Source organism: Azotobacter armeniacus (genome assembly GCF_054779355.1).
The window spans coordinates 1-1,329 of sequence record NZ_BAAGYK010000124.1 but is presented as its reverse complement, the minus strand read 5'-3'; the positions used below and the strand labels follow the sequence as shown (position 1 = coordinate 1,329).

At 58.9% G+C, this 1,329-nt stretch carries 2 protein-coding genes; both read right to left on the bottom strand.

Annotated features, from left to right (window positions below):
- Window positions 1–33: 33 nt before the first annotated feature.
- A complete protein-coding gene (locus ACYVD0_RS17235) occupies window positions 34–708 on the bottom strand; it encodes an OmpW/AlkL family protein (protein WP_460427949.1) in 675 nt (224 codons plus the stop codon).
- Window positions 709–1,258: 550 nt separating this feature from the next.
- Window positions 1,259–1,329: OmpW family outer membrane protein (locus ACYVD0_RS17230; RefSeq protein ID WP_460427950.1), on the bottom strand; the 71-nt coding region annotated here is incomplete at its 5' end.

Genomic DNA, 1,329 nt, shown 5'->3' with positions numbered 1-1,329 from the left:
GCGCCGTGCAGGCGCCTTTCTCGTTGGGGGCGCTCAGAACTTGTAGCCCAGGGCGACCATGTAAACCCAGGGGTTGACGTCCACGTCGACGGTGACCTTGCTGTCGTTCAGGTAGGTGGTAGCCTTGGTCTCGATGTCGATGTAGCGCACCTGGGCGTTGAGCATGAGGGTGTCGGTCAGCATGTAATCCACACCGATCTGCGCGGCCAGGCCGACGGAGTTCTGCATGTCCAGACCGCTGAAGCCCTTGCCCTCGGCTGCCTTGCCCAGCTTGGTTTCGAAGATGTAGGTGTAGTTGACGCCTACCCCGACGTAGGGCTGGATGGTGGCGCTGGGGGACAGCGGGTAGTAGACCAGGCTGACGGTCGGTGGCAACTGCTTGAAGTCGCCCAGGCGGCCATCCAGGTTGCCGGGGAGGCCCTTGCCCTTCACCTCGTGGGTGAAGGGGGTGGCGGCCAGGTATTCGATGCCGACATGGTCGGTCAGCATGTAGAGGTAGTTCAGGCCGAGTTGGGTATCACTGTCGAGCGTGGCCTTGGTACCGGACAGCTTGCCGGCGCCGGCGAGGCGGATGTCTTCGCTGTCTTCGCGGGGGTCGACGGTGACCGCACCGGCCCGCAGGATGATATCGCCGCGCTCGTGCGCAGAGGCGTAGGGGGCTGCCAGAGCCATGGTGACCAGGGAAAGGGCGAACAGTGAGTTGCGCATGGTCTTGCTCCTAAAGGCCCGCAGAGTTGTCGGCCTTTAATAAGTTTGGTTCTTGGGGCTCATATTAGGCTGCTCGCGCCGGACTGTTTTGATTCAACTCAATAAATAATGGCCACTATATTCATGCTAATTGTCTAGGTATTGGGCGAGTTGTTCGGGGTGCTTGATTTATGTCAAGAGGGTCTGGTCTTGACCGACCAAATGCTTTTGCTGTTTGTTGTTCATTGATCTGGGTCAATACGGTTTTGAGGGCGCGCCATTGTGCCCTGCCAATAATGTGCCCTGCCAATAAGTTGAGGAAAACTTTCGGCTGTATTCATCGGAAGGTTTCTTGGAATTGAGCAGTTCTTTGATCTGCATCAATACGGGTGCCGGGAGTGGGGTGGCTGGTCGCCATAAGGCTCAGGGGCGGCAGATTCATCCGGGCGCTTGGAACAAGCTTGGAGACCACCGCGCGGCGTCTGCCGCCATGCAGGTGGGGCCCGTTGCTGGTCGGGAGCGACTGAAAAATGAAAAAGCGCCGTGCAGGCGCCTTTCTCGTTGGGGGCGCTCAGAACTTGTAGCCCAGGGCGACCATGTAAACCCAGGGGTTGACGTCCACGTCGACGGTGACCTTGCTGT

What these genes read in the sequence shown, in the direction of transcription:
- ACYVD0_RS17235 (WP_460427949.1), bottom strand. Translation starts at nt 708, where the DNA reads ATGCGCAACTCACTGTTCGCCCTTTCCCTGGTCACCATGGCTCTGGCA.